22 protein-coding genes are annotated in these 22,703 nt (G+C 71.9%); 6 read left to right on the top strand and 16 right to left on the bottom strand.

Going from position 1 to position 22,703, the window contains the following annotated elements:
• The first annotated feature begins 36 nt into the window (after positions 1–36).
• Positions 37–1,065 carry a methyltransferase gene (locus OO54_RS10040; RefSeq protein ID WP_033202495.1) on the top strand — a complete coding sequence of 343 codons (1,029 nt, stop codon included), beginning with the start codon at positions 37–39 and terminating at the stop codon, positions 1,063–1,065.
• Between the two features lie 92 nt (positions 1,066–1,157).
• Here the strand turns inward: OO54_RS10040 and OO54_RS10045 are convergent, their stop codons facing one another.
• From OO54_RS10045 to OO54_RS10075, 7 genes are all read right to left on the bottom strand, one after another.
• Entirely contained in the window at positions 1,158–1,490 is a 333-nt protein-coding gene (locus OO54_RS10045) for a TcmI family type II polyketide cyclase (RefSeq protein WP_017237477.1), read from the bottom strand.
• 50 nt (positions 1,491–1,540) lie between these two features.
• The gene (locus tag OO54_RS10050; protein ID WP_033202496.1) at positions 1,541–2,020 is read right to left on the bottom strand and encodes an SRPBCC family protein; all 480 of its coding nucleotides are present in this window, start codon (positions 2,018–2,020) and stop codon (positions 1,541–1,543) included.
• A 1-nt stretch (position 2,021) separates the two neighbouring features.
• The gene (locus tag OO54_RS10055; protein WP_017237475.1) at positions 2,022–2,282 is read right to left on the bottom strand and encodes a phosphopantetheine-binding protein; all 261 of its coding nucleotides are present in this window, start codon (positions 2,280–2,282) and stop codon (positions 2,022–2,024) included.
• Between the two features lie 24 nt (positions 2,283–2,306).
• A complete protein-coding gene (locus tag OO54_RS10060; RefSeq protein ID WP_033202497.1) occupies positions 2,307–3,554 on the bottom strand; it encodes a ketosynthase chain-length factor in 1,248 nt (415 codons plus the stop codon).
• The gene (locus OO54_RS10065) at positions 3,551–4,819 is read right to left on the bottom strand and encodes a beta-ketoacyl-[acyl-carrier-protein] synthase family protein (RefSeq protein ID WP_033202498.1); all 1,269 of its coding nucleotides are present in this window, start codon (positions 4,817–4,819) and stop codon (positions 3,551–3,553) included. The genes OO54_RS10060 and OO54_RS10065 overlap by 4 nt, the downstream gene beginning before the upstream one ends.
• Positions 4,816–5,286, bottom strand: coding sequence for a cupin domain-containing protein (locus OO54_RS10070; protein WP_033202499.1), 471 nt, complete (start codon positions 5,284–5,286; stop codon positions 4,816–4,818). Before OO54_RS10070 ends, OO54_RS10065 begins: the two co-directional genes overlap by 4 nt.
• A 67-nt stretch (positions 5,287–5,353) precedes the next feature.
• A complete protein-coding gene (locus tag OO54_RS10075; RefSeq protein WP_033202500.1) occupies positions 5,354–6,475 on the bottom strand; it encodes a SchA/CurD-like domain-containing protein in 1,122 nt (373 codons plus the stop codon).
• A 234-nt stretch (positions 6,476–6,709) separates the two neighbouring features.
• Between OO54_RS10075 and OO54_RS10080 the strand changes: the two genes are divergently transcribed.
• From OO54_RS10080 to OO54_RS10090, 3 genes are all read left to right on the top strand, one after another.
• Positions 6,710–8,365, top strand: a complete 1,656-nt coding sequence (locus tag OO54_RS10080) for an FAD-dependent oxidoreductase (RefSeq protein ID WP_033202501.1) — start codon at positions 6,710–6,712, stop codon at positions 8,363–8,365.
• Between the two features lie 317 nt (positions 8,366–8,682).
• Positions 8,683–9,201 carry a hypothetical protein gene (locus OO54_RS10085; protein WP_033202502.1) on the top strand — a complete coding sequence of 173 codons (519 nt, stop codon included), beginning with the start codon at positions 8,683–8,685 and terminating at the stop codon, positions 9,199–9,201.
• A gap of 78 nt (positions 9,202–9,279) precedes the next feature.
• A complete protein-coding gene (locus OO54_RS10090) occupies positions 9,280–9,951 on the top strand; it encodes a class F sortase (RefSeq protein ID WP_033202503.1) in 672 nt (223 codons plus the stop codon).
• 44 nt (positions 9,952–9,995) lie between these two features.
• On the opposite strand, the gene OO54_RS10095 is transcribed toward OO54_RS10090, so the two are convergent.
• The 8 genes from OO54_RS10095 to OO54_RS47260 form a co-directional block, all read right to left on the bottom strand.
• Entirely contained in the window at positions 9,996–10,418 is a 423-nt protein-coding gene (locus tag OO54_RS10095) for a universal stress protein (RefSeq protein ID WP_017237468.1), read from the bottom strand.
• A gap of 1 nt (position 10,419) precedes the next feature.
• Positions 10,420–11,928 carry an APC family permease gene (locus OO54_RS10100; protein WP_033202504.1) on the bottom strand — a complete coding sequence of 503 codons (1,509 nt, stop codon included), beginning with the start codon at positions 11,926–11,928 and terminating at the stop codon, positions 10,420–10,422.
• 1,809 nt (positions 11,929–13,737) lie between these two features.
• Positions 13,738–15,150 (bottom strand): HAMP domain-containing sensor histidine kinase, encoded by a 1,413-nt coding sequence (locus tag OO54_RS10110; protein ID WP_033202506.1) that lies wholly within the window; start codon positions 15,148–15,150, stop codon positions 13,738–13,740.
• 204 nt (positions 15,151–15,354) lie between these two features.
• Complete coding sequence (locus OO54_RS10115) at positions 15,355–15,933, bottom strand: protein-disulfide reductase DsbD family protein (RefSeq protein ID WP_033202507.1); 579 nt, start codon at positions 15,931–15,933, stop codon at positions 15,355–15,357.
• A 166-nt stretch (positions 15,934–16,099) separates the two neighbouring features.
• A complete protein-coding gene (locus OO54_RS10120) occupies positions 16,100–16,882 on the bottom strand; it encodes a cytochrome c biogenesis CcdA family protein (protein ID WP_033202508.1) in 783 nt (260 codons plus the stop codon).
• Complete coding sequence (locus OO54_RS10125; protein WP_167348128.1) at positions 16,879–17,478, bottom strand: TlpA family protein disulfide reductase; 600 nt, start codon at positions 17,476–17,478, stop codon at positions 16,879–16,881. The genes OO54_RS10120 and OO54_RS10125 overlap by 4 nt, the downstream gene beginning before the upstream one ends.
• A complete protein-coding gene (locus tag OO54_RS10130; protein ID WP_033202509.1) occupies positions 17,478–18,275 on the bottom strand; it encodes a thioredoxin family protein in 798 nt (265 codons plus the stop codon). The genes OO54_RS10125 and OO54_RS10130 overlap by 1 nt, the downstream gene beginning before the upstream one ends.
• 259 nt (positions 18,276–18,534) lie before the next feature.
• Entirely contained in the window at positions 18,535–19,092 is a 558-nt protein-coding gene (locus OO54_RS47260; protein WP_234439539.1) for a hypothetical protein, read from the bottom strand.
• Between the two features lie 311 nt (positions 19,093–19,403).
• On the opposite strand from OO54_RS47260, the gene OO54_RS10145 reads away from it, so the two are divergent.
• Entirely contained in the window at positions 19,404–20,216 is an 813-nt protein-coding gene (locus OO54_RS10145) for a CAP domain-containing protein (RefSeq protein WP_157856449.1), read from the top strand.
• A gap of 8 nt (positions 20,217–20,224) precedes the next feature.
• Here OO54_RS10145 and OO54_RS10150 read toward each other — a convergent pair whose 3' ends face one another.
• The gene (locus OO54_RS10150; protein WP_033202596.1) at positions 20,225–20,932 is read right to left on the bottom strand and encodes a response regulator transcription factor; all 708 of its coding nucleotides are present in this window, start codon (positions 20,930–20,932) and stop codon (positions 20,225–20,227) included.
• Positions 20,933–21,134: 202 nt separating this feature from the next.
• On the opposite strand from OO54_RS10150, the gene OO54_RS10155 reads away from it, so the two are divergent.
• A complete protein-coding gene (locus OO54_RS10155) occupies positions 21,135–22,649 on the top strand; it encodes an MFS transporter (protein ID WP_033202510.1) in 1,515 nt (504 codons plus the stop codon).
• Positions 22,650–22,703: the final 54 nt, after the last annotated feature.

The following is a 22,703-nucleotide window of genomic DNA, read 5'->3' on the forward strand; positions in this document are numbered from 1 at the left end:
ATCTCCCACGGCACGCACCAAGGACAAGGCGAACACATGACAACGGTTGATCCGGCTCCCGCCCCGCCGATGCGGTTGAGGGAACTCGTCTTCGGGGCGGCGTGCGCCGCCGCCGTACGCGCGGCCGCCCGCCTGGGCGTGGCCGACGCCCTGGGCGACACGCCCATGACCGTGGAAGACCTCGCCGCTGCGGTGAAGACCCAGCCGCGGACACTGCGTCGCCTGCTGCGCGCGCTGTCCTGCCAAGGGGTCTTCACCGAGCAGCCCGACGGCACCTTCGCCCACACGGAGATGTCCCGGCTGCTGCGCGAGGACGATCCGCACAGCCTGCGGTACATCGCACTGTGGTGCACCGAACCGTGGACGTGGGACGTCTGGCCGAAGCTCGACGAGGCGGTGCGCTCCGGTCGGAACGTCTTCGAGGACGTGTACGAAAGGGAGTTCTTCACGTACCTCAACGAAGACGCGCCCGAGTCCGCCCACGTCTTCAACCGGGCCATGACGACGTCGAGCAAGCAGTCGGCACAGGACGTCGCGGACCTCCTCGACCTCGGGGACGTGTCCTCCGTCGCGGACATCGGCGGCGGACAGGGACACGTCCTGGCGAGTCTGCTGGAGAAGCACCCCTCCCTGAACGGCGCGCTGCTCGACCTGCCGGGAGTGGTCGAGAACGCCGACCCGCGTCTGCGGGACGGCGGGTCGCTCAGCTCCCGGGTCCGTGTGGTGGCCGGCGACTGCCGCGAGGACATCCCGATCCGGGCGGACGTGTACATCATCAAGAACATCCTGGAGTGGGACGACGACAGCACCCGCAGGGCGCTCGCCAACGTCCGCAAGGCGGCGCGCCCCGGCGCCCGGGTCGTCGTGATCGAGAACCTCGTCGACGACACGCCCTCGATGAGGTTCACCACCGCCATGGACCTGCTGCTGCTCCTCAACGTCGGCGGTGCGAAGCACACCCGGCAGAGCATGGTCGACCGGCTGACGGACGCGGGGCTCGTCATCGGCGAGATCCGCCCGGTCAACGCGTACCTCCATGCGTTCGAGTGCACCGTGCCCGCCTGACGGGGAGGAAGGAGGAACATCCGAGGCCGCCCGCCCCGCGTCGTTCGCGGGGCGGGCGGCCTCGGGTTTCCCTGCCGTGCGTACCTCGGGGATCAGGAACCTGCGTCGCGCTCCCAGCTGTAGAAGCACTGCGCCATGGCGTCCTTGGGGCTCCGCCACGTCTGGGGGTCGTACGCGCTGACGTACGCCGACAGCTTCTCGCTGGCGTCGCGGAACTCGGGGTGTCCGGTCAGCTTCGCGATGGCCGGCCCCGGGTCCTGGTCCGACTCGATGAGGTGCAGGTACACGTCGCCGAACTGGAACAGGCGACGCCGCGTGACGCCGACCAGGTGGGGGAGTTCCCCACGGTCGGAGGCGGCGAACACGTCGGCGATCGCCGGGGCCGAGCCGGGCGCCATGCGGGCGACGATCAGGGCGTGGTGCATCGAGCGTCCTTCCAGGGTGCGGGTGTGCGGGTGTCCGCGGCAGGGTTCGGTCAGCCGGGCAGGACCGGGGCGCTCCGGCGGTCGCGGGCGACCTGCTCGATGCGGTCCCGGATGAGGGCCATCTGCGTGCGGGAGTTGCGGTTGATGTTGTCGGTCATCCAGGCGTCGTCGACCGGGGCGTCGGGCTTCATCGCGAAGTCCTGCACCCAGCGCATGTGGACGCCGGCCGGGGTCTCCTCGTACTCCCACCGGATGTTCATGTGGTCGAACGGGCCGGTCTCGACGCGGCGGGCGCGAACGGTCCGCCCGGGGCGGTCCACGGTGCGCTCCGACACCCAGCTCCAGACCTTCCCGGACTCGTCCGGGTGCATGGTCAGGCGGAAGGTCGTGGAGTCGCCCTCGCGGGAGAGGACTTCCAGGGAGGCGTACTCGCTGAAGAGGTCGGGCCACTTCTCGATGTCGTTGGTGATGTCCCAGACGAGGTCGAGCGGGGCGTCGACCGTGATGCTGTTGTCGGTGTGACCGGCCACGTCAGACTCCAGTCCTGAGGGCGTTGTTCACCAGGCCGACGAACTCGGCCGGCGTCTTGCAGCGCTCGGCGTCGGTGGGCAGCGCCACGCTGTACCGGTTCTCCAGCTCGCCGACGATGCCGAGCAGGCCGAGCGAGTCGAGGCCGAGGGTGGTGAACGGCGCGTCCGGCGCCTTCTCCAGCTCCCGGGCGTCGACGGTGACGCCGGCCGCCTGCTTCATCAGCGTGGAGAGTTCGTCGAAGGTCAGTGCGGTGGTGATCATGTGTGCTCTCCTTCCCGCCCGGTCCTACCAGGCGGAGTCGTCGCCGCGGCGCACGACCAGCGCCGCGTTGGATCCCATGAGTCCCCGGCTGAGGACGAGGGCCGTGCGCAGCTCGGCGGGCCGAGCGCGGGACATCACCAGATCGAGGTCGTGGCAGATGTCGAACACGTGGGGAGTGGGCGGCACCACGCCGTGCTCCATCGCGAACACCGCGGCGGCGGTGTCCAGGACGGGCGCTCCGCAGTAGGCGCGGCCGATGCCCGTCTTCGGTGCCGTGACGGGGACGCGGGTGGCGTGCGCTCCGAGGGCGTCGGCGATCGCCAGCGCCTCGGCACGGTCCGCCTCCGGTACGCCCAGGGCGTCGGCGAAGACGACGTCGACCTCCTCGGGGGCGCACCCGGCCTCGTCGAGGGCGACACGGATGGCGCGGGCGAGTCCCTCCCGGGACTCCTCCCATCGGGAGGCGCCGGTGAAAGTGGCGCCGTGGCCGGCCACCACGGCCCGGACGGCCGCTCCCCGGTCGCGGGCGCGGGACTCGTCCTCCACGACGAGCATCGCGCCGCCCTCCGCCGGGACGAAGCCGCAGGCTCCGGCGGTGAAGGGCCGGTAGGCGCGGTCCGGGTCCTCGACGGTGCTGAGCTCGGGGTAGCCGAGCTGGCACACCATCGAGTACGGGGCGAGGGGCGCCTCCGCGGCGCCGACGAGCACCGCCCCCGTGCCGCGTCGTACGCCCCGAGCGGCGTGGGCGATGGCGTCCAGGCCGCCCGCCTCGTCGCTCGCGACCACGCCGCACGGCCCCTTGAGGCCGCTCCGGATGGAGATCTGGCCGGTGCTCGCGGCGTAGAACCAGGCGATCGACTGGTACGGGCCGACGAACTTGGATCCCTGGCCCCAGAGCTTCTGCAGCTCTCGCTGGCCGAACTCGCCGCCTCCTGACCCGGCCGCGGTGACCACGCCGATCTCGAAGGGCTCCTCGGGGTTCTCCCGGGGGAGGCCGGCGTCGTCGAGGGCGAGTTGGGCCGCGGCCATGGTGTAGTGGCTGAAGCGGTCGGTCTGGACGAGGAAACGGTCCTCGATCAGGGTGGAGGCGTCGAAGCCGCGGACCTCGCCCGCGACCTTGAGAGGCAGGTCCTCGCATCCCTCACGGGTGATCCGGTCCAGTACGCCGAGCCCCTCCCGGACGGACTTCCAGTACGCGTCGGCGCGCAGTCCGTTGGGGGCGATCACGCCGATCCCGGTGACGACCGCGCGCCGTGGGCGCTCAGTGCTCATCGTGTCCTCCCACCCGATCGCGTCAGGAGGACCGCGGACTGGAAGCCGCCGAATCCGCTGCCCACGGAAAGCACGTTCCTGAGTTTCCGGGGGCGGGCGGTGCGCGGCACGTAGTCCAGGTCGCACTCGGGATCGGGGGTCTCGTAGTTCGCCGTCGGGGGTACCACCTGGTGCTTCATCGCGAGTACGCAGGCGGCCACTTCGATCGCACCGATCGCGCCCAGCGAGTGCCCCACCATGGATTTGATGGAGCTCATGGGGGTGTCGTAGGCGTGCGCGCCCAGGGACCGCTTCACCGCGGCGGTCTCGTGCCGGTCGTTCTGCCGGGTGCCCGAGCCGTGCGCGTTGACGTAGTCGATCAGCGTGGGGTCGAGCCGGGCCTGGTCGAGCGTGGAGTCGATCGCCCGGGACATCTCCAGCCCCTCGCCGGTCAGACCGGTCATGTGGTACGCGTTGCCGAAGGTGGCGTAGCCGCCGATCTCGCAGTAGATGTGCGCACCTCGTGCCCTGGCGTGCTCGTACTCCTCCAGGACGAGGACGGCCGCGCCTTCTCCCATGACGAAACCGTTGCGGTTGTTGTCGAAGGGCCGGGAGGCGTGCTCCGGGTCGTCGTTGTCGGGCGACGTGGCCTTGATGGCGTCGAAGCAGGCCATGGTGATGGGGGAGATGGGGGAGTCCGACGCACCTGAGATGCAGACGTCCGCCCGGCCTTCCGCGATGGTGTGGAAGGCGTAGCCCACGGCGTCGAGGCCGGAGGTGCAGCCGGTGGAGACCGTCTGCACCGGGCCGCGGGCGCCGAACTGCTCGGCCACGACGGAGGAGAGCGTGCTCGGCGAGAACGCCATGTGCAGCTTGGGGCCGGCCGCGCGGTGGTCCACGTCCCACCGCCGCCCGCCCTCGCTGACCAGGACGTAGTCGTGTTCGAGCCGGGTGGTGCCGCCGACGGCGCTGCCCAGGGAGACGGCGACGCGCCAGGGGTCCTCGGCGTCGGTGTCGAGTCCGGAGTCGCGGACGGCTTCCCCGGCGGCGACGACGGCGAACTGGATGTACCGGTCTGCGTGGCGGCTCAGGTCCGGATCCAGTCCGTGGTCCGCCGGGTCGAAGTCGCACTCGGCGGCTATGCGGGAGCGCAGCCCGACCGGGTCGAACAGGGTGATGCCGCGGGTCGCGGTACGGCCGGCGGCAAGCAGGTCCCAGAACGCCTTCGCCCCGGTGCCGCCTGGAGCGACCACACCGATGCCGGTGACGGCCACTCGCCGGGTCACTCGATGGCCCCGCTTCGCTCGGACACCCGTCCCGGGTCGTGCACGGTCAGGTGCGGGCCCGCGGCGGCGAGCTCGGCCTCGTCGGTGATCTCCGTGTCGACGTGGCCGAGGCTCGGCCGGGGGGCGAGCGGGCCCAGATGGAAGACCATGCGGGCCTCCACATCGCCCACGTTGCGGAAGCGGTGCCGTACGTCGATCGGGATCAGGAGGCCCTGATCGGGCTGGAGCGCGTACGTGTCGCCATCCAGATCCACCTCCAGCGCGCCCGAGACCACGTACACGAACTCCTCGGAGTACGGGTGGTAGTGCTCGCCGATGCGCTCGCCGGGCTGCACGATGGCCAGGCCCATGAAGCCGCTGGTGGAACCCACGGTGGCCGGCGTGAGCATGGCCCGCAGGTCACCTCCCCGCCTGCGGTTGGGTTCCGTGTCGCTCAGGTTCACGATGCGTGGACGCTGCTTGAGCATGGTTGCTACCTCCAGATGTGACAGTGACGTGCTGGGGACCGACCGCGGTGCGAGCCGCGACCGGCCGTCAGGAGTGCGCCGAACGGTCCGTGACGGGCAGCATGTCCGCGTGCGACAGAAGCCGGTTGATGTTGCGCTCCGTCTCCAGAGAGCCCTCGACGCCGACCGCGGCGCCGTCGAGGAGGCGTTCCAACTCCGCGGCTTTCCCAGGGCCCTTGAGCCCGAGGGAGGCGACGGGATCGAGGTCGAGGTCGCCCGTGACGTCGACGAGGCGCACCACGATGTCGTCGCGCTGGAACACGGTGCTGCTGTGCACCGGGCTGTCCGGATCGTCCGCGGCGGCCCGGTCCTGATGGGAGAGCAGCCGGGCGAGCGCCATCCCCTGGCCTTCCTTGGCCGGGTAGTACAGCGCGTGCCGTCGCAGGTCGGCCGGAGCAGGCCGGTCGGACACCACATGGTGGACGGCCGGCAGCGCGGCCCGGGTGAAGAACACACGTGCCGACTCGGGGTCGGCCAGGTCCCGGTCCTGCTCGAGGTACGGGTTGATGGCCTCCTCGACCGCTCGCACCTGGGGCTGCCGGGCGACGTGCCGCAGCGCCACGAGCAGGTCGCCCTCCACCTCCACGGCACGCACGACGCGGTTGCCGTGCATGAAGAGGGAGGTGCGGCGCAGCCGTGTGGTCTCGTCGACCTGGGCCTGGGGCGACTCGTACCCGGCCAGGATCTCCGCCACCTTCGACTCGGAACCCGGCTTGACGGTGAAGGTGAGGGCATGGCGTGCCACACCGTCGCCCACGCGGGGCTCCACCTGCACGTCGGCCGATGCCGCGGTCCGCGAGGCCGACTGACCGGGGCTGGTCTCCCGCAGGATGCTGTAGCGCATCGACCGGGTGTCCCGGACGCAGCTGTGCATCGGCTTGACGGTTTCGACGTGCTCCTCGCTGTTCACCCACGCGAGGAACGGCGGGGCGCTCTCCCACTCGCTGGTGATGAGCCACTGCGAGGGGTTCTCGATGGACTGGCAGAGCTGGTCACTGATGTGGCCGGGAACGGAGGCGACCTGCTTGCGCATGAGTTCGTACGCGTCCAGGAACTGCTGCTGCGCTCCTTCGTACAGGTCGAGCAGGAGGATCACCCGCAGCCTGGAGCCGTCGAACACAGACTGCGAGATGCGTCCCGAGGGGGCCATCCGGCACACCTCTTCTCTTCTCGGTGGGGGTGGGGGAGACGACCTGCCTGGCCGATGTGCCGAGGCCGGCATGTGTCGATCCTTGACAGGAGCGCCGACAGCGCGCGAGCCGCGTGAAGCGGACGAGTGAACCGCGTGTCATCCGGGTGCCCCGGGCACGTGAACCCGTCCCCGAAGGGCATGAATCTGCATCCCATCCCCAACTCGCGTCGCAGGCGACGCCGGAGACGAGCAATGAACCGATTCGACCCGGCCGGGGAAGCAACCGGTCACCGCACGCCCGTACTCATCGTCGGCGGCTCGTTGGTGGGCCTGTCCACCTCGCTGTTCCTGGGGCGTCTCGGAGTGCCGCACACGTTGGTCGAGCGCCATGCCGGCACTTCGATCCACCCGCGTGGCCGCGGCAACAACGTGCGCACGATGGAGCTGTTCCGCAGCGCCGGAATGACACGGCCCATCCAGGAGGCCGCGTCGGTCCTGGCGGTCAACAACGGGATCCTGCAGACGCCGAGCCTGGTGGGCGATGCCGGCGAGTGGCTGTTCAAGAACATCGACCCCGGCGGCGGGGTCGCCCGCTTCAGCCCCGCCGGGTGGTGTCTGTGCAGCCAGAACGATCTCGAACCGGTGCTGCTGAAGCACGCCGGGGAGCTCGGCGGAGACCTGCGGTTCGCGACCGAGCTGATGTCCTTCGAGCAGGACGCCGAAGGGGTGACCGCACAGGTCAAGAGCCGCGGCACCGGTGAACACACCACCATCCGCGCGGACTACCTCGTCGCGGCGGACGGCCCGCGCAGCCCGATTCGCGAGCAACTCGGCATCGGGCAGAGCGGTCCGGGCGACCTCTTCCACAACGTGAGCATCACCTTCGTCTCCCGCGGCCTCGCGGACGTCGTCGGCGACCGGAAGTTCATCGTCTGCTACCTGACGAACCCGGAGGCCGACGGCGCCCTGTTGCCGGTCGACAACCGGGAGCACTGGGTGTTCCACGCTCCCTGGCACCCCGAACACGGCGAGACACTGGAGGAGTTCACCGACGAGCGGTGCATTGAACACATCCGGCGGGCCGTGGGGGTGCCGGACCTCGATGTGGAGATCACGGACAGAGCTCCCTGGCACGCGGCGCAGAGGATCGCCGAACGGTACGTGGACGGCCGGGTGTTCCTCGTCGGCGACTCCGCCCACGAGATGCCGCCCACCGGGGCGTTCGGCTCCAACACCGGTATCCAGGACGCGCACAACCTCGCCTGGAAGCTCGCGGCCGTACTGGGCGGCTGGGCCGGCCCCGGCCTGCTCGCCTCCTACGGCGCGGAGCGCCGGCCGGTCGCGGAGACGACGAGCGCCCGGGCTGCGGCGCGGTCGGTCGAACACAGCCACCCCGGGTACGCCCCCGGCCCCGGATCCGGCGGCCCCCAGGGGAAGAAGGGCGGCATCCTCAACGAGGTGCTCGGCTACCGTTATCCGCAGGGTGCCGTCCTGGGCACCGACCCGACGATGCCGGTCGTGTCCGACGGACTGCGCCTGACGGGCGAACCCGGAAGCCGGGCCCCCCACATGTGGCTGAACCGCGCCGGTACCCGGGTCTCCACCCTCGATCTGTACGAGCGGTCCCTGGTACTCCTGAGTTCCGAAGACGGCGACTGGCACGCCGCGGCGACACGCGTCGCGCGGCAGCTGTCGGTGCCGCTCGACTCGTACCGGATCGGCGCCGGGCCCGACGCGGAGCTCTCCCCCGCGAGCGACACGGACTGGGCGGAGGCGCACGGCGTCACGCCGGACGGCGCGGTGCTGGTCCGCCCCGACGGGTTCGTCGCGTGGCGGTCCGAAGGAGCGTCGGCGGATCCCGGAGCGGCGTTGCGGCAAGCCCTCACGGCGATCCTGGGCCGGGACTGACCGCTTCCTCGCGGCCGGCACGGCAGGGCTGGAAGTCTTCGCCATGAACAGGACCAGGCAGCACCGACGACGCTCGTGATCCCTGCGGCTAGCCCGTTCGCGCGCAGGACGCCGTCCGATCCCGAGAACCGAACGAGCCGCTCCGACCTGCGGAAATGATCACCAGCAGGGCAGATCAAGACCCCGACCGGGGGACAGCGCGCGCGAATCTCGCGTTGCGGTGCTCACCGGTCGGGGTTCTTCTCGTGCACGGAGCACAGCACAGGCGCCGCGCTGCCCAGCCGGCCAGGAAAGCTCCGCCGAAGGAGAGAAGAAGCATGCGTCTCGCACGTACGGGTCCCCAGCTCGCCCTGGTCCTGGGCGCCCTCGTCCTGTCCGCATCCCCCGCCGTCGCGGCACCCGACGGTGACGTCCGGGTCAATCCGGGGAAGGCGGCCCCCGGGACCACCGTCACCGTCAGCACGACCGCCTGCGGCAAGGAGACGTACGGCAAGGGCGAGTCGGAGGCGGGCGGGAAGTTCCACCTCCTGCCCGGCGACCGGAAGGGCGTCCTGGTGGGTAAGTTCACGGTTCCGTCGGACGCCGTCTCCGGCACGGACACAGTGACCCTCAAGTGCCCGCCTCGCATCAAGCAGACCGTCACCTACCAGATCTCCGGCCAGCCGGTCGGCGCAGTGGAAGCGGGCTTCGGCTGGGCCGCAGGCGCAGGCGCAGGTGCGGACGGGGGAGGCAGCGGCAGCCAGTACGCCCTCGGCACGTTGCTCCTCGGCGGCGCCGCCGCGGGCGTCCTGATCAGGACGCGCCGCCGCGTCACCGCCGCCCGGAACACCGCCTGAGCCCACGCCCACGCCCACGGCTCCGGTTCCGGTTCCGTGAAGAGATCCGGTACGCCGTCCAGCAAAGGCACGATCCGCATGAAGCACGGCTCCGGGCCGAAGCCCGGCAGAGCGCCGTCCGGGCGCGTTCCCTCGGTCGGGGTACTCGCCTGGACGGCCCTCGTAGGCGTCGTCCTGCTCTTGCACGCACCGGACGGCGGGGCCTCGCGGCCACCGACGACGGCGCAGGCCGCACGGCTGCTCGCAGGGCCCGCCGCCGGGGCCGCCGGGGTCCGCTCCGGACCCCGGCCGCTGCCCGCCTCCGACGCGGCGCGGATCAGGATTCCGGCCATCGGGATCGACGCTTCCCTCGTCGCCCTCGAGCTGGACGGCGCCGGAGCACTGCGCCCCCCGCCGGCGGCGGACCCCACCGTGGCCGGCTGGTACGCCGACGGCACCGCCCCCGGGGCGCCGGGCACGGCCGTCGTGGCGGGACACGTCGACACCCCGCTGGGCCCCGCCGTCTTCCACCGGCTCGGCACCCTCTCCCGGGGCGCCGCCATCGAGATCGATCGCGACGACGGCCGTACGGCCCGCTTCACCGTCGACGCGGTGGAGGTCCATCCCAAGAAGCGGTTCCCCGACAACAAGGTCTACGGCAGTTCGGGCCGCCCGGAGCTGCGGCTGATCACCTGTGGCGGCGACTGGGCGAGCGACACCGGCTATCAGGCCAACACAGTGGTCTACGCGACCCTGACGGGGACGAGATAGCGCCCGGGGCACCCATGCGCCCCCGGGTCCCGCGCGGCCGCGCCTCACCCCCCTTCCTCAGGAGGCACGCACAGCACGGGGACGGTGGACATGTGCAGGAGCTTGTGAGGGGTCGAGCCCAGGAGCGCCCCGCGCATCGGGCTCTCGGCCCAGCTGCCGACCACGATGACGCGCGCGGCGTGGCGGGTCGCCGCGTCGATGAGGGCATGGGCGGGCTTGTCGTCGATCACCTCGACGACGGTCGGTACGCCCGCCCGATCGGCCTCGGTGACCGCGTGCTCCAGACCGGTGCGGCCGGTCTGACGGATGGCCTCGTAGTGGGACGCGTACTCCTCGCCGACCGGGCCGGGGGCCGCTGCCCCGTAGACGAGCACGAGCCGCTCGTGGAAGGCCGCGGCCACCTCGACCGCGATGCGCAGCGCCCGGGCCGCGCCGGGGGATTCGTCGTAGCCCAGGACGACCGACATCTCAGGACTCCTTGCCGAGGCCGTGGGAGTGGACCAGGTCGGGGTCGGCCACGCTCGGGCGCTCCCGCCAGAACGCGGGGGCTCGCAGCCGCCACACGAGCATGACGACCACACCGACGAGGGCGATGCCGATGCCGATCACGAGTGGCGGGCCGAGGCCGAACCACGAGGTGCCGCTGTAGGAGTTCTCCGGATCGGATATGTCGGCGACCGACCGCACCAGGAGCCACGTGAGCAGTCCGGAACCGATCAGCGGGCCGAGCCCGATGAAGAGGAAGTTGTGGACGCTCGCGAAGAGGTGGCGACGGTAGTAGACCACGCAGGCGATGCCCGTGAGCGCGTAGTAGAAGGCGATGAGCAGCGAGAGCGCGGTGAGCGAGTCGAAGAGGGCGTTGGAGCTGATCTGGCTCACCGTGAGGTACCAGGTGATGGCGATGCCGGCGACCCACCACGTACTCACGTCGGGGGTCCGGAAGCGCGGGTTGATGCGGCCGTACGGGGCGGGCAGCGCCCGGCGGCGGGCCATGGAGAGCGCCGTACGCGAGGCCGGGATGATCGTCGTCTGGGTGGAGGCGATGGCGGAGGTGGAGACGGCGAGCAGCAGGATCCAGTCCCAGCCGCCGAGGACGTCCGTGGCGAGCTGGGCGAAGACGAACTCCTCCTCGTCCGCGTTCTCTGCGAGGAAGGCGGGACCGGCGTACGCCACGACGGCGAAGCCCACGGACACGTAGGTCACCAGGAGGATGACGGTCGACCAGAGCCCTGCCTTGCCGGGGGCGGTCGCGGAGTCTTCCACCTCTTCGGTGAGATTGACCGCCGACTCCCAGCCCCAGTAGATGAAGACGCCGAGCAGCAGCCCACCCGTGAGTGCGGCACCACCGGCACCGAACGGATTCAGCCAGCTGAGGGAGGGTTCCACCGCGTCGTACTTGCTCGTGCCGCCGTAGACGCTGTACAGCGCCACGCCCACGAAGATCAGCAGACAGGCGACCTGGGCCAGGATCAGGACGTTCTGCACCTTGGCCGACAGCTCGGTGCCGATGACGCACACGGCCGTCATCACGAGGATGAGCAGCACGGTGAGCAGCTGGCGGACGAAGGTGTTGTCCACCCAGCCGTCCAGGCCGAAGGCGAGCAGCGCGAAGCTGACGGCCACGTCGGCGAGCGAGCCGACGACCAGGACTCCGGTCATCGTTATCGCCCATCCGCCGAGCCAGCCGGCCCACGGGCCCATGGCGCGCGTCACCCAGGAGAACGTCGTGCCGCAGTCCTGGTCGACCTTGTTCAGGTAGTAGAACGCCGATGCTATGAGCAGCATCGGCACGAAGGAGGCGACCATGACGCCGGGTGCGTAGATCCCGACCAGTGCGACCACGGGGCCGATCACGGCCGCCAGGGAATAGGCGGGAGAGGTGGCGTTGAGCCCGATGACCAGGGCGTCGACGAACCCGATGGCGTTGGCCTTCAAACCGACGGGCCGCCCGGCGGGCGCGGCATCTCCTGCGGCCATGTTCCCCTCGCTCCCGTCGAATCGGACAGAACAGCGAGACCTGCGCCTTCATCGTATAGACGCTCGCTCCCGCGTGCATGCGCAGGAGCGAGGGCGCCCGCCCCGACGTCGTCCCTGCTCGCGCACGCCCCACGACGCCTCGTGGCCCGGCGGCAGGTCGAGGAAGCGGAGCGGGAGGCCATCGCCTCGGGCCGGACGGGGACCTCAACTCCCCTTTCCGAAGACAAGCACCTCAGTGGAGGCGAAGCCCATGGGGGCCGGGAAGCCGGCTCCCAGGCTGCGGCCGAGGGCCTCGAAGAGGTCCACGCACGCCTGGCGAGGCATGGCGGCCGGTCTCAAGGACCGTGCTCGGATCCGCGGCGAAGACTCCGAGAGCGCGGAGTCGGTCGATGGTGGACTGGATGGCGCCGGGTGTGCTGTTCATGACCTCGTCGATGTAGTCACCGACTGGCGGACCGGCCGCCCGCGCAGCCCGCATGGTGCCTCGAAGGGAATGAAATCGTCCACTCCGCCTCGGCTGTCGGTGCTGCGCACGATGTCGAATCCCGTACGCGCCATGCGCCGCTTGATCCCTGACTTCAGCACCGCTGTTCCCTTTCCTGCCGCCTTCATCACGCGTGTCCTCCCAGGCCGTGTCCACTTTCGGTGCCCGGCCACAGCCGGGCGGGGAGCTGTCTTGCGGCGCTCCGCCCTGAGGTCGCGACGAAGGCGATCCGGGCTGTTCGGAGAGGATCGACGAACCCGTCGTCGGCGGGTTGGGCGTACGCCTCGTACAGAGGCGGAGCCGGGTTCGGTACCGCGTGTTCGTGGCATGCGGGCACGGTCAGTACGGCAGACACAGCAGACACTCCGGTGTCGGTGAGGGCACGCCGAAGTCGTCGGCGCGCGTGAGGGCATGGTGGGGTGGAGTGCTGCCGGGGAGTCAGGAGGCGCGGGGATGGGCGCGATGCAACAGCGCCTTGAGTGCGTGCGGTCGCGGCAGAGCGGCGGCGGGTCGGGGCGCACGTCGTGGCTTGACATGGGCTGGACCGCGCGGCGGAGGGTGAGCCCGACGGCGTACGGCAGGTACGTCCACCAGTGGCGTGCGGTGCCGGCCGCCGCACACGTCGGGCGGGCGGGCAGACCGGCTGTGTTGCGCAGGACGAGGATCAGGGCGAGGCCGGCGACAGCGTTCAACAGGGCCATGGCCAGGGGCTGATGGCGACAGGTCGCCGGGAGCCACAGGTGTCCGTCCGGTTGGGCTGCGGGGACGTCCGTCCCGGTCAGCCTCAACCAGCCGGACAGGACTGCTCGTACGGCGTTGACGGCGAGGGTGCTTGCGCGGGTGCCGCTGAGCATGCGGCCTGGTGGGCGCATGCGGCGAGGACCAATGCCGCGATGAGTACGGCGGGCCAGGAGGCGGCGGCCTCTGCCGTGCACTCGGCCTGATCACCGGCGAGGTGCTCGCCGAGTACGTCCTGCCGACCTGTTCGGCGACGTACGCCTTCCAGCAGTTCCCCCACACGCGCCCTGAGGTTCTGCTCACCGGTTCCATGGGTTCTTCGTCTGTTGGTGGTACAGCGGGGGATCCCACGCTGACCTGACAAGACGGCAGCCGGTGAGGCGATCGGCAGTGCTCCCGTCACCGCAGGCACTGTGCGCCTTCTGTCGAGTGGCGGCATCCTGCCGTGCTCCGGCGAAGCTTGCCCTCCGGCGGCGAGCAGGTGAAGCAGACCTGTCCGATCAGCGTGTCACCGCCCAGGGCTCGCACCCCGCCGGCAGGCGCCCGGACGGTAGCCGTCGACCTCGGACGCCGGACTCCCTGGGCTGTCAGTCGCCCGCCGCACCCGGCGCCGTCCGGGCCGCGGCCGTCCTCCGACCCCTGCGGCGCGAGCGCGGGCGCCCCGGCGCCGTGCCCGTCGACAGCTGGAACGTGACCGCCACGCGGGCACCGCCCAGGGGGCCGCGCGTGATGCGGACGGCGCCCCGGGCGGCGAGGGCCGCGCGACGGGCGATGTCGAGCCCGAGGCCGGTCGAGCCCGTACTCCCGCCGCGGGCGAGGGCACCGTCCGGGTCGGCGATGCCGGGACCGGCGTCGTGAACGGTCAGTTCCACGGTGTGGGCGGTGCGGCACACGGAGACCTCCAGGGCGGTGCCCCGGGAGGTGTACCGGAAGACGTTGCCCACGAGCGCGTCCACGACGGCCGTGATGTCCGCTTCGGGGAGGCAGACGGGGGTCGTCTCGTCCGTGATCTGCAGTGTGCAGGGACGGTCCTGCTGACCCGCGAGCACGGCCCAGAAGGCCGCGCGCCGACGGACGACGTCGGCGACCTCGCAGTGGTCCCCGCCCTCCCGCGGCCCGTCGGGCGATTCCTCGCCCCGCAGGGCCCGGCCCATCGGGCCGACGGCGAGCGGCGTGCGAGCCTCGGCGATGATCGCGTTGAGCTCCCGCTCCAGTTCGGCGACGGCCGTCTGGATGCGTCCGGTGTCGGCGCTCGGCGCGATCCGCTCGACCGCCAGGTGCAGGGCGGTCAGGGGGGTGCGGAGCCGGTGGGACAGGTCCGCGACCAGTTCCCGTTCGACGGCGAGCAGGTCCGTCATGCGGTCGGCCATGGTGTTGAAGGCCGCGCCCGCCTCCTTCAGTTCCGGCGGCCCCTTCGGCTGGACGCGGGTGTCGAGGTTGCCCGTGCCGAGCCGGCGTGACGCCTCGGCCAGCCGCTTCGCCGCCGTGACGACGGCCGAGCCGAGGCGGTCGGCGACCAGGACGGAGCCGCCGAGCAGGACGACCGCCAGACCGGCCATGACGCTCCACGACAGGACGACGCCGCGGGTCAGGTCGTCGTCAGGGACGAAGTTCTCCACCACCGCGACCCGGTCCTGGGGCAGGATCACCGGCTGCAGGTAGATCCAGCCGCCGGGCACGTCCCGGGAGATGGACTCGCGTTCCTCCTCGGCCCGGCCCAGCAGATCCGGCGGAGCGTGCCCCGTGCCGCCGACCGTGCTGTGGTCCGGCAGATGGATGACCATGTGCTCGGCCGCGCGCAGCCCCGCCCCCGCCTCGCGCAGCTCGGCCGCGTCCGTGGTGAGGGCCAGGATCGGCGCCATCGCAGCCGCGCTCTGCTCGGCCGCCGTGATGCTCTGCTCGCGGGCGAGCGACATCACGAGCAGCCCCAGCGGGATCAGGAACGACAGCGCCACCATGGAGGTGACGGCCAGGGCCACCCCCGCCAGGGAGCGCCTCACCGCGGGGCCCCGGGCTCGGCGCGGCGTCTTCGGGGCCCTCGGTTCACGGGTGCAGCGCTCCAACGGGTAGCCGTGCGCCCAGCGCCACGGTCGGGGATTCGGGTCCGGGGCCCGGGCGACGGGCCGCCGGAGGGTCTCCCGGTACGACGTCCTCCGGGAGTGGCGTATGCCGTCACCGACCCCGTGATCAGGGACGACGGGCCGTCAGGAGGCGCCGAACGACAGGCCGTGCTCGCCGGTGCGCAGGGACACCGCCCGGTCGGCCACCGGGATCGTACACCCCTTGGTCGAACTGCAGCTCGCATAGCCGATCAGCACCTTCGCCTCGCCCGGATCGGTCGCCCGGATCGGCAGCGTCACCGTGACGGGGCCGTCGGGGTAGACCGGTACGGCGGCGCGCACGCCCGGCACCGTGATGCTCTTGACCGGCTTGTCCACCGTCATCTCACCGGCGGTGGCGACCGAACCGACGGCACGGACCTCGGTCGGCCGCCCCACCCCCTCGACGCCCTCGGCGGGGAGCGCGGTGCTGTAGAGGTGGAAGCCGGCTTCGTCGGGCGTGAACGTGGCGACCAGGGTCCCCGCGCCGGACTTCCAGTCGGCCACGCTCAGCCGGACGGTGACGCCGTTCTCGTTGAACTCCGTCAAGGCGACGGCGTGCGACGGCGCGGACTCCTGGCCGCAGCCGGTCAGCGAGACGGCGGCCAGCAGTGCGGCCGCGGCCCAGGCGAGGCGCGTGCGCGCGGCGCGGGGGAGGCGGGGGGCCGGGTGGGGAGAGGTCATGGGGCGTCTCATGTCGTCTTTCCGGGTCCTTCTCGTGTTTCGGGGAGGTGGGCCGCACGCCGGGGGCGCGACCGGCCCTCTTGGGTACGGGGGAGTGGAGCCGTCCGGTGCGCAGGGGGAGTCGAGCCCTTCCGGGCACGTGGCGCCGGTACTCGGGTACCGGCGCTCACAGGGGCGCGGTCGTTCCCTGCAGCCTTACCTGCAACGCGTACACCAGGTCGGTCCACAGGCCGGTGACCAGCAGGACGCCGACGAGGACCAGAAGTGCGCCGCCGGCCCGCATGACGGTCCCGTGGTGGTTCCTGACCCAGCGGAAGGCGCGCAGGGCCCGCTGGAAGGCGAGTGCGGTGAGCAGGAAGGGCGCGCCCAGCCCCACGCAGTAGCAGACCATGAGGAGGGCGCCGCGCCCGGCGCTGGCCTCGTTCCAGGCCAGGGCCTGCACGGCGGCCAGGGTCGGCCCGATGCAGGGGGTCCAGCCCACGCCGAAGACGACGCCCAGCAGGGGCGCGCCGGCCAGGCCGAAGGAGGGCCGGCGACTGCTGCGCAGCTCGCGCTGGGTGAAGCCGGGCAGCCAGCCCGCGAACGCGAGGCCCATGACGATGGTGAACAGGCCCAGGACCAGCGTGATGCCGTCCTGGTAGGCGAGCAGGTTGCGCCCGACGAAGCCGAACAGGGCGCCCCCGGACACCAGGACGCCGCTGAAACCCAGGACGAACAGCGCCGCTCCGGCGACCATCCGCCCGCGCCGCCCGCCGTCCGCCTCGGCGAGGTCGGACACCGACAGGCTGGTGACGTAGCTCAGGTAGCCCGGCACGAGCGGCAGGACGCACGGGGAGAGGAAGGACACCAGGCCCGCGGCCACGGCCACCGGCACGGCGAGGAGCAGGGTGCCCGACACCGCGCCGGCGGCCGGCCCGGCGGCGAGCGCCGCCCACGTGGGGCCGGTCATGCGTCCTCCCCGGCGACCCGGTCCACGAGGGGCTCCAGCCGCGCGCGGGTGACCGGACCGGAGACGGCGACGGCGATCCGGCCCTGCCGGTCGATGACCAGCGTGGACGGGACGGCCTGCGGGTTGAGCAGCGCGGGCGGGAAGGCCAGCAGCAGCTTTCCGTCGGGATCGTGGATGCTCGGGTACCGCAGACCGTAGGTCCTCTCGAACTCCCGGGCCGGCCCGGTGGAACGGTCGCGGACGTTGACGCCCAGGAGCTCCACGCCGCGCGGCGCCGCCGCACCGCGCAGCGCCTCCAGGTCGGCGGCCTCGGCGCGGCAGGGGGCGCACCAGGAACCCCACACGTTCAGGACGACGACCTTGCCGCGGTACGAGCGCAGCGCCAGGTCCCGGCCCGTGAGGTCCCGGCCGGAGGTGTCGGGCGCGGAAGGGCGTTCGGCGACCGGCAGCACCGCCGCGGTCTCGACGGTGCCCGCTCCCGGCGCGCCGCCGTCCGCCCCCGCCACGGCGCCCCCGCCGCAGCCGGTGGCCGCGAGGGCGAGGAGGAACAGGGCGACCGTCGCCGACGCGCCGCGTCTGTGGCCGCGGGCCGTCATCAGGCCCACTTCCGCAGGAACGCGCCGAGGCCCGTCTCGGTCAGCTCGGGGTTGCCGGTCGAGTGCGTCTCGGTCACCACCTTGCCGTTGCCGTCGAGGACGACCAGGACGGGCATCTTGTACGCGCCCTCGCCGGAGCAGTAGTCGCGCAGGAGGTCGAAGGCCGAGGAGTCCTGGCTGCCGATGTCGACCTTGACCACGTGGTACGAGGCGTCCAGGAGCGCCCCCACGCCGCTCGTGGCGAACACCCGGTCGGCGGCCTTGCAGTTGCCGCACCAGTTGGCGCCGAAGTCGATCAGCACCTTCTTGCCGTCGGCCTTGGCGGCGGCGACCGCGGCCTCGACGGCCCCACGGGCGTCCGCACCGGTCGGGTAGCCGCTGGTGAAGCCCGAGGAGCCGGAGACGGGAGCGCTCTTCTTCACGGCGGGCTTGGTCGGGGCGGGAGCGGCCGTCGTCCTGGCGGGGCGAGGGGCGGCCTTGGTCGTCGCCGCGGGGCGCTTGACCACGGGCGAGGAGGCGGAAGGGCTCGGCCGGGTCGTCGGCGGGACCGACGTCGCCGCGGCGGTGGGGGAGGAGGATGCCGTCGCCGCCCCCATGGACGCCGGGGCGCCGGTTCCCTGGTCGGCGGGCGCGTCCGGGGCCGCCGCCACGGACACGTTCTGCGCCGCGTCGTTCTTCGAGCCGCCCACTCCGCAGGCCGTGGCGACGGCGGCGGAGGCGACCGTGAGGGAGACGGCCGAGAAGCGGACGAGGCCCTGGATGCCGGCGGTGCGTTGTTTGCGCCGGTGTGCGGCCATGACGGATCAACCCCTTGTGTCGGTGAGCTCTCCGGGGCCTTGAGGCGGCCGATGCCGGAGCGGGCGCAGGACGCGGCCCGGCGTCCTGTCCGCCGGGGCCGGAGCGATCGTCCTGACCGACCGTGAGCTTAGGTGCCGAAAACGCGTCCCGGACCGTCCTGATGCCACCCATCAGGCACGCTTAAGGAACTGCTCAGGTTCGCGACCGCAAGCCCTTCACCAGGGGTTCTCCGGCCGTCCGCGGCGCCTGCCCGAGGACTCACAACCGGGTCTCGCGCACGCTGGCCTGCGCCGCCGGCACGACGGTCGCCGTGATCTGCGAACGGTGGTCGTCGCTGGTGAAGACGACCACCAGCGTGCCGGGATCGCTCTGACCGGTGCTCGTGCGGAAACCCGGATCGGGAACAGCCGAGACGAAGCACACGCTGTCGCGGCCGTACTGGACGGTGACCTTGCCCCCCTCGGAGGGAACCGTGTGCAGCCCGGGGCCGCCGCTGCACTTCGAGGCCGACGGCCGGGGCGTGGACGTGACGGGCGCCCGCGTGGCCGAGGGCGACGGCGAGGGCGTACGGGTGGTCGGCTGCGGTGACGAGGGGGACGCGGGCGTGGTGGTGGGAGCCTTCGGCGTGGTCGCGACGGACGAGGCCGGCACCCCCACGAGGACGGACGGGGAGGGGTACACCGCCTGGACCGACCGCGCGGCGGGCGGGGTCGGTCGGGTCAGGCCGATGACGAAGTACACCGTGAGCATCACCGCGGTGACGCTGGCCGCGGTGCACGACAGCCATATGAGGAGATAGCGCAGGAGGCGTGGCACCGCATCAGTGTGGCCGACGCCCACCGCACCACCCACCCCGCCCTCGTTCACGGAGAGGCGCACGTGTCCCGTACGGGCCGACGCGACCGGCGGCCCGACCTGGCGCGACCGCCCCGAGCCGGTCCCGAACCTGAGCCGTTGCTTAGGTCCTCCTGAGCGCATCCCTCAGACGGCGTTCTCGCAGCTTCGGCACGCCTACGCTCCCGTCTCGGCGCCGGCGGACCCTCTCCGCCGCACGGAACCCGCCCGAGCCGACACGGACCTGGGCCGGCCCCGCCACCGCACCCGTACACCCCCTGGAGGAAACCGAGATGAGTCCCCGAGCCGCCCACGGACGTCGTGGACACCGCGCCCCGCGTCGCCCGCGCGTCACAGCCGCCGTGGCGGGCCTCGGTACCCTGGCCGTCGCCGCCGTCTGCCTGGCAGGCGTCGAGCTCGTCGGCTCCGCGCACGACAAGGCCGAATCCGTCGCCCTGGGCGGCGGCCCGCCCGACCCGACGCCGACCACCGGACCGCCGACCACCGCACCGTCGACCGCACCGACGTCCCCGTCGGCCGCCCCGCACACCCTGACGACCCTCTCCACCACGCCGACGGCCCCCTCGGCCACCCCACCGTCCTCGGCCACCGCCAGGGCGGCCAGACCTTCCGCGTCCCCGGGCGCGCAGAAGCCCAGGTCCGCGCCCCCGGCCACCGAGAAGCCGCCGGCCACCGAGCCCGACAGCGGTACGCGCCCGGCGGGCGGCGACGAGGCCGAGGAGGTCGTACGCCTCGTGAACGTCGAGCGCGCAGCGGCGGGTTGCAAGGCCCTGACGGTCGACGCGGACCTCACCGAGGCGGCTCAGGACTACACCGACGACATGGCCGCCACCGGCAACTTCTCCCACACGGGAACCGACGGCTCCCAGCCGCAGGACCGCATCGAGGCGGCCGGATACACCTGGTCACGATCCGGCGAGAACATAGCCAAGGGACAGGTCGACGCGGCCGCCGTCATGGACGCCTGGATGCACAGCCCCGGCCACCGGGCCAACATCCTCAACTGCGGCTTCACCGAGATCGGCGTCGGCGTCAGCACCGACGGAGGCCCCTGGTGGACCCAGGACTTCGGCACCCCCTCCTGAGCCCCTCCTCAGTGCGGCGCCACCAGCTTGATGCCCACCCCGCGCACGGTGCGCAGATAGCGCGGTGCCGAGGCCCGCTCACCGAGCTTGCGGCGCAGCGCGGACACGTGCACGTCGATGGTCTGGTCCTCGATGTAGGCTTCCTGCCAGACCTCCGCGAGCAGCCGGTGCCGGGACACCACCGTGCCGGCGTGCCGGGCGAGAAAGGCCAGCAGGTCGAACTCCCGGCGCGTGAGAACCAGTTCACGCCCCGCCAGATAGGCCGAACGCGCCGGCGGATCCACGGTCAGCTCACCGACCGTCACCAGACTCGACGGATCGGCGGGCGGGGCCTGTCCGGCGACTGCGGCGGGCACCGCGGTGCGCCGCAGCACCGCCGAGAGCCGGGCCAGGAGCTGTGCCCCGGAGAACGGCTTGACGAGGTAGTCGTCGGCGCCCGCGTTCAGGAGCTTGACGATCTCGCTCTCGTCGTCGCGGGCGGTCGCGACCACCACGGGCACGTTCGATATCCCGCGGATCATGCGCAGCGCGTCGCCGCCGTCGAGATCGGGCAGGCCGAGGTCCAGCACCACCGCGTCCAGCGAGCCCTGCGTGACCTCGCGCAGCGCGCCGAACCCGTCGCCCGTGCTGCGCACCGCATGGCCGTGCTCCGCGAGGATCTCCATCAGCGAGGCACGGATGCTGGGGTCGTCTTCGACCACGAGTACGCAGGGCATGGCGGACACCCTACAACCGGCCGTCCGTCATCCGGACAGCCCTCACCAGGGCCCGATTCCGGGCGCGGGGCCTCCCGGATCACGGGTGTTCCCGTGGACCGCTGCCCCGCGCGCCCCCGTACCGGAGAAGGCGTCCGGATCCCGCAGGCATGACCCCTCCGGAGCGGGGCACCCGGAGGAAGGCGCCCGAAGAGAGGGAGTCATGACCGAAGACACGAGGCGGGGCACGTCCGTACCCGCAGCCACAGGAACCGTGACCACGGCCGTACCGGCCCGACTGGACCGCCTGCCCTGGTCGCGCTGGCACTGGATGATCGTGATCGGCCTCGGGACCGTCTGGATCCTGGACGGCCTCGAAGTCACCATCGTCGGCAACATCGCCGGCCGTCTCGCCGAGAGCGGCAGCGGCCTGGACATCACCGCCGCCCAGGTGACCGGAACGGCCGCCGCGCTGTACGTCGCCGGCGCCTGCTCCGGAGCACTCTTCTTCGGCCGGCTGACCGACCGCTACGGCCGCAAGAAGCTCTTCATGGTGACGCTGGCCGTCTACCTGGGAGCCACCGCCCTCACCGCCCTGTCGATGGAATCCTGGTGGTTCTTCCTCTTCCGCTTCTTGACGGGCTTCGGGATCGGCGGCGAGTACGCGGCCATCAACTCGGCGATCGACGAACTGATCCCCTCCCTCTACCGGGGCCGCGTCGACCTCATCATCAACGGCAGCTACTGGCTCGGAGCCATCGGCGGAGCCCTGCTCTCCATCGTCATGCTGGACACCGACATCTTCGCCCTCGACATGGGCTGGCGGCTCAGCTTCGCCCTCGGCGTCGTCCTCGGTCTGGTGATCCTCCTGGTCCGACGGCACGTCCCCGAGAGTCCACGATGGCAGTTCATCCACGGACGCGGAGAGGAGGCCGAGGAACTGGTCTCCACCGTCGAGCGCGAGGTCGAGGAGGAACACGGCCGCCCGCTGCCGGAGCCCGCCGGCGAGATCACCATCCACCAGCGACGCGGCATCGGCTTCGGACTCATCGCGAAGACCGTCTTCCGCCGCTACCCGCGCCGCGCCGTCCTCGGCCTCTCCCTCTTCATCGGCCAGGCGTTCCTCTACAACGCCATCACCTTCGGTTTCGGCACCATCCTCTCCACCTTCTTCGACGTCCCCACGGGCCGGACGGGCTACTACTTCGCCGTCATCGCCGCGGGCAACTTCCTCGGCCCGCTATTCCTCGGCAGGCTCTTCGACACGGTCGGACGCCGCGTCATGATCTCGTCCACCTACCTCCTGTCCGGTCTCCTGCTCTTCGGCACGGCATGGCTGTTCGGCAGCGGCGTCCTCAGCGCCACCACGCTCACGGCCTGCTGGTGCGTCGTGCTGTTCTTCGCGTCCGCCGGCGCGTCCAGCGCCTACCTCACCGTCTCCGAGGTCTTCCCGATGGAGACCCGCGCCATGGCCATCGCCTTCTTCTACGCGATCGGCACCGCGGCCGGCGGCATCAGCGGCCCGCTGATCTTCGCCAAGCTCACCGAGTCCGGCATCCCGTCGGAGACCGTCCTAGCCTTCCAGATCGGCGCCGGCCTCATGTGCGCGGCCGGAATCGTGGCGGCCTTCCTCGCGGTCAAGGCGGAACGCCGCTCCCTGGAGGACATCGCCGAGCCCCTCTCGACGGCCCCTGCCGAGGCGTCCGGCACGCCCGACGCGGCTCCGCCCCGAGCCTGACGGAACCGCACGCGGACGCCGCGGCCCCGCTCTCCCGTATACGTACCTCCCCGC

It is taken from the genome of Streptomyces wedmorensis, assembly GCF_000716445.1.
Taxonomy (GTDB): Bacteria; Actinomycetota; Actinomycetes; order Streptomycetales; family Streptomycetaceae; genus Streptomyces; species Streptomyces wedmorensis.

Bases quoted from the DNA above. Each gene is read 5' to 3' on its own strand.
- OO54_RS10040 (WP_033202495.1), top strand. From the start codon at position 37: ATGACAACGGTTGATCCGGCTCCCGCCCCGCCGATGCGGTTGAGGGAA.
- OO54_RS10045 (WP_017237477.1), bottom strand. From the start codon at position 1,490: ATGCACCACGCCCTGATCGTCGCCCGCATGGCGCCCGGCTCGGCCCCG.
- OO54_RS10055 (WP_017237475.1), bottom strand. From the start codon at position 2,282: ATGATCACCACCGCACTGACCTTCGACGAACTCTCCACGCTGATGAAG.
- OO54_RS10060 (WP_033202497.1), bottom strand. From the start codon at position 3,554: ATGAGCACTGAGCGCCCACGGCGCGCGGTCGTCACCGGGATCGGCGTG.
- OO54_RS10070 (WP_033202499.1), bottom strand. From the start codon at position 5,286: ATGCTCAAGCAGCGTCCACGCATCGTGAACCTGAGCGACACGGAACCC.
- OO54_RS10075 (WP_033202500.1), bottom strand. From the start codon at position 6,475: ATGGCCCCCTCGGGACGCATCTCGCAGTCTGTGTTCGACGGCTCCAGG.
- OO54_RS10080 (WP_033202501.1), top strand. From the start codon at position 6,710: ATGAACCGATTCGACCCGGCCGGGGAAGCAACCGGTCACCGCACGCCC.
- OO54_RS10085 (WP_033202502.1), top strand. From the start codon at position 8,683: ATGCGTCTCGCACGTACGGGTCCCCAGCTCGCCCTGGTCCTGGGCGCC.
- OO54_RS10090 (WP_033202503.1), top strand. From the start codon at position 9,280: ATGAAGCACGGCTCCGGGCCGAAGCCCGGCAGAGCGCCGTCCGGGCGC.
- OO54_RS10095 (WP_017237468.1), bottom strand. From the start codon at position 10,418: ATGTCGGTCGTCCTGGGCTACGACGAATCCCCCGGCGCGGCCCGGGCG.
- OO54_RS10100 (WP_033202504.1), bottom strand. From the start codon at position 11,928: ATGGCCGCAGGAGATGCCGCGCCCGCCGGGCGGCCCGTCGGTTTGAAG.
- OO54_RS10115 (WP_033202507.1), bottom strand. From the start codon at position 15,933: ATGACCTCTCCCCACCCGGCCCCCCGCCTCCCCCGCGCCGCGCGCACG.
- OO54_RS10120 (WP_033202508.1), bottom strand. From the start codon at position 16,882: ATGACCGGCCCCACGTGGGCGGCGCTCGCCGCCGGGCCGGCCGCCGGC.
- OO54_RS10125 (WP_167348128.1), bottom strand. From the start codon at position 17,478: ATGACGGCCCGCGGCCACAGACGCGGCGCGTCGGCGACGGTCGCCCTG.
- OO54_RS10130 (WP_033202509.1), bottom strand. From the start codon at position 18,275: ATGGCCGCACACCGGCGCAAACAACGCACCGCCGGCATCCAGGGCCTC.
- OO54_RS10145 (WP_157856449.1), top strand. From the start codon at position 19,404: ATGAGTCCCCGAGCCGCCCACGGACGTCGTGGACACCGCGCCCCGCGT.
- OO54_RS10150 (WP_033202596.1), bottom strand. From the start codon at position 20,932: ATGCCCTGCGTACTCGTGGTCGAAGACGACCCCAGCATCCGTGCCTCG.
- OO54_RS10155 (WP_033202510.1), top strand. From the start codon at position 21,135: ATGACCGAAGACACGAGGCGGGGCACGTCCGTACCCGCAGCCACAGGA.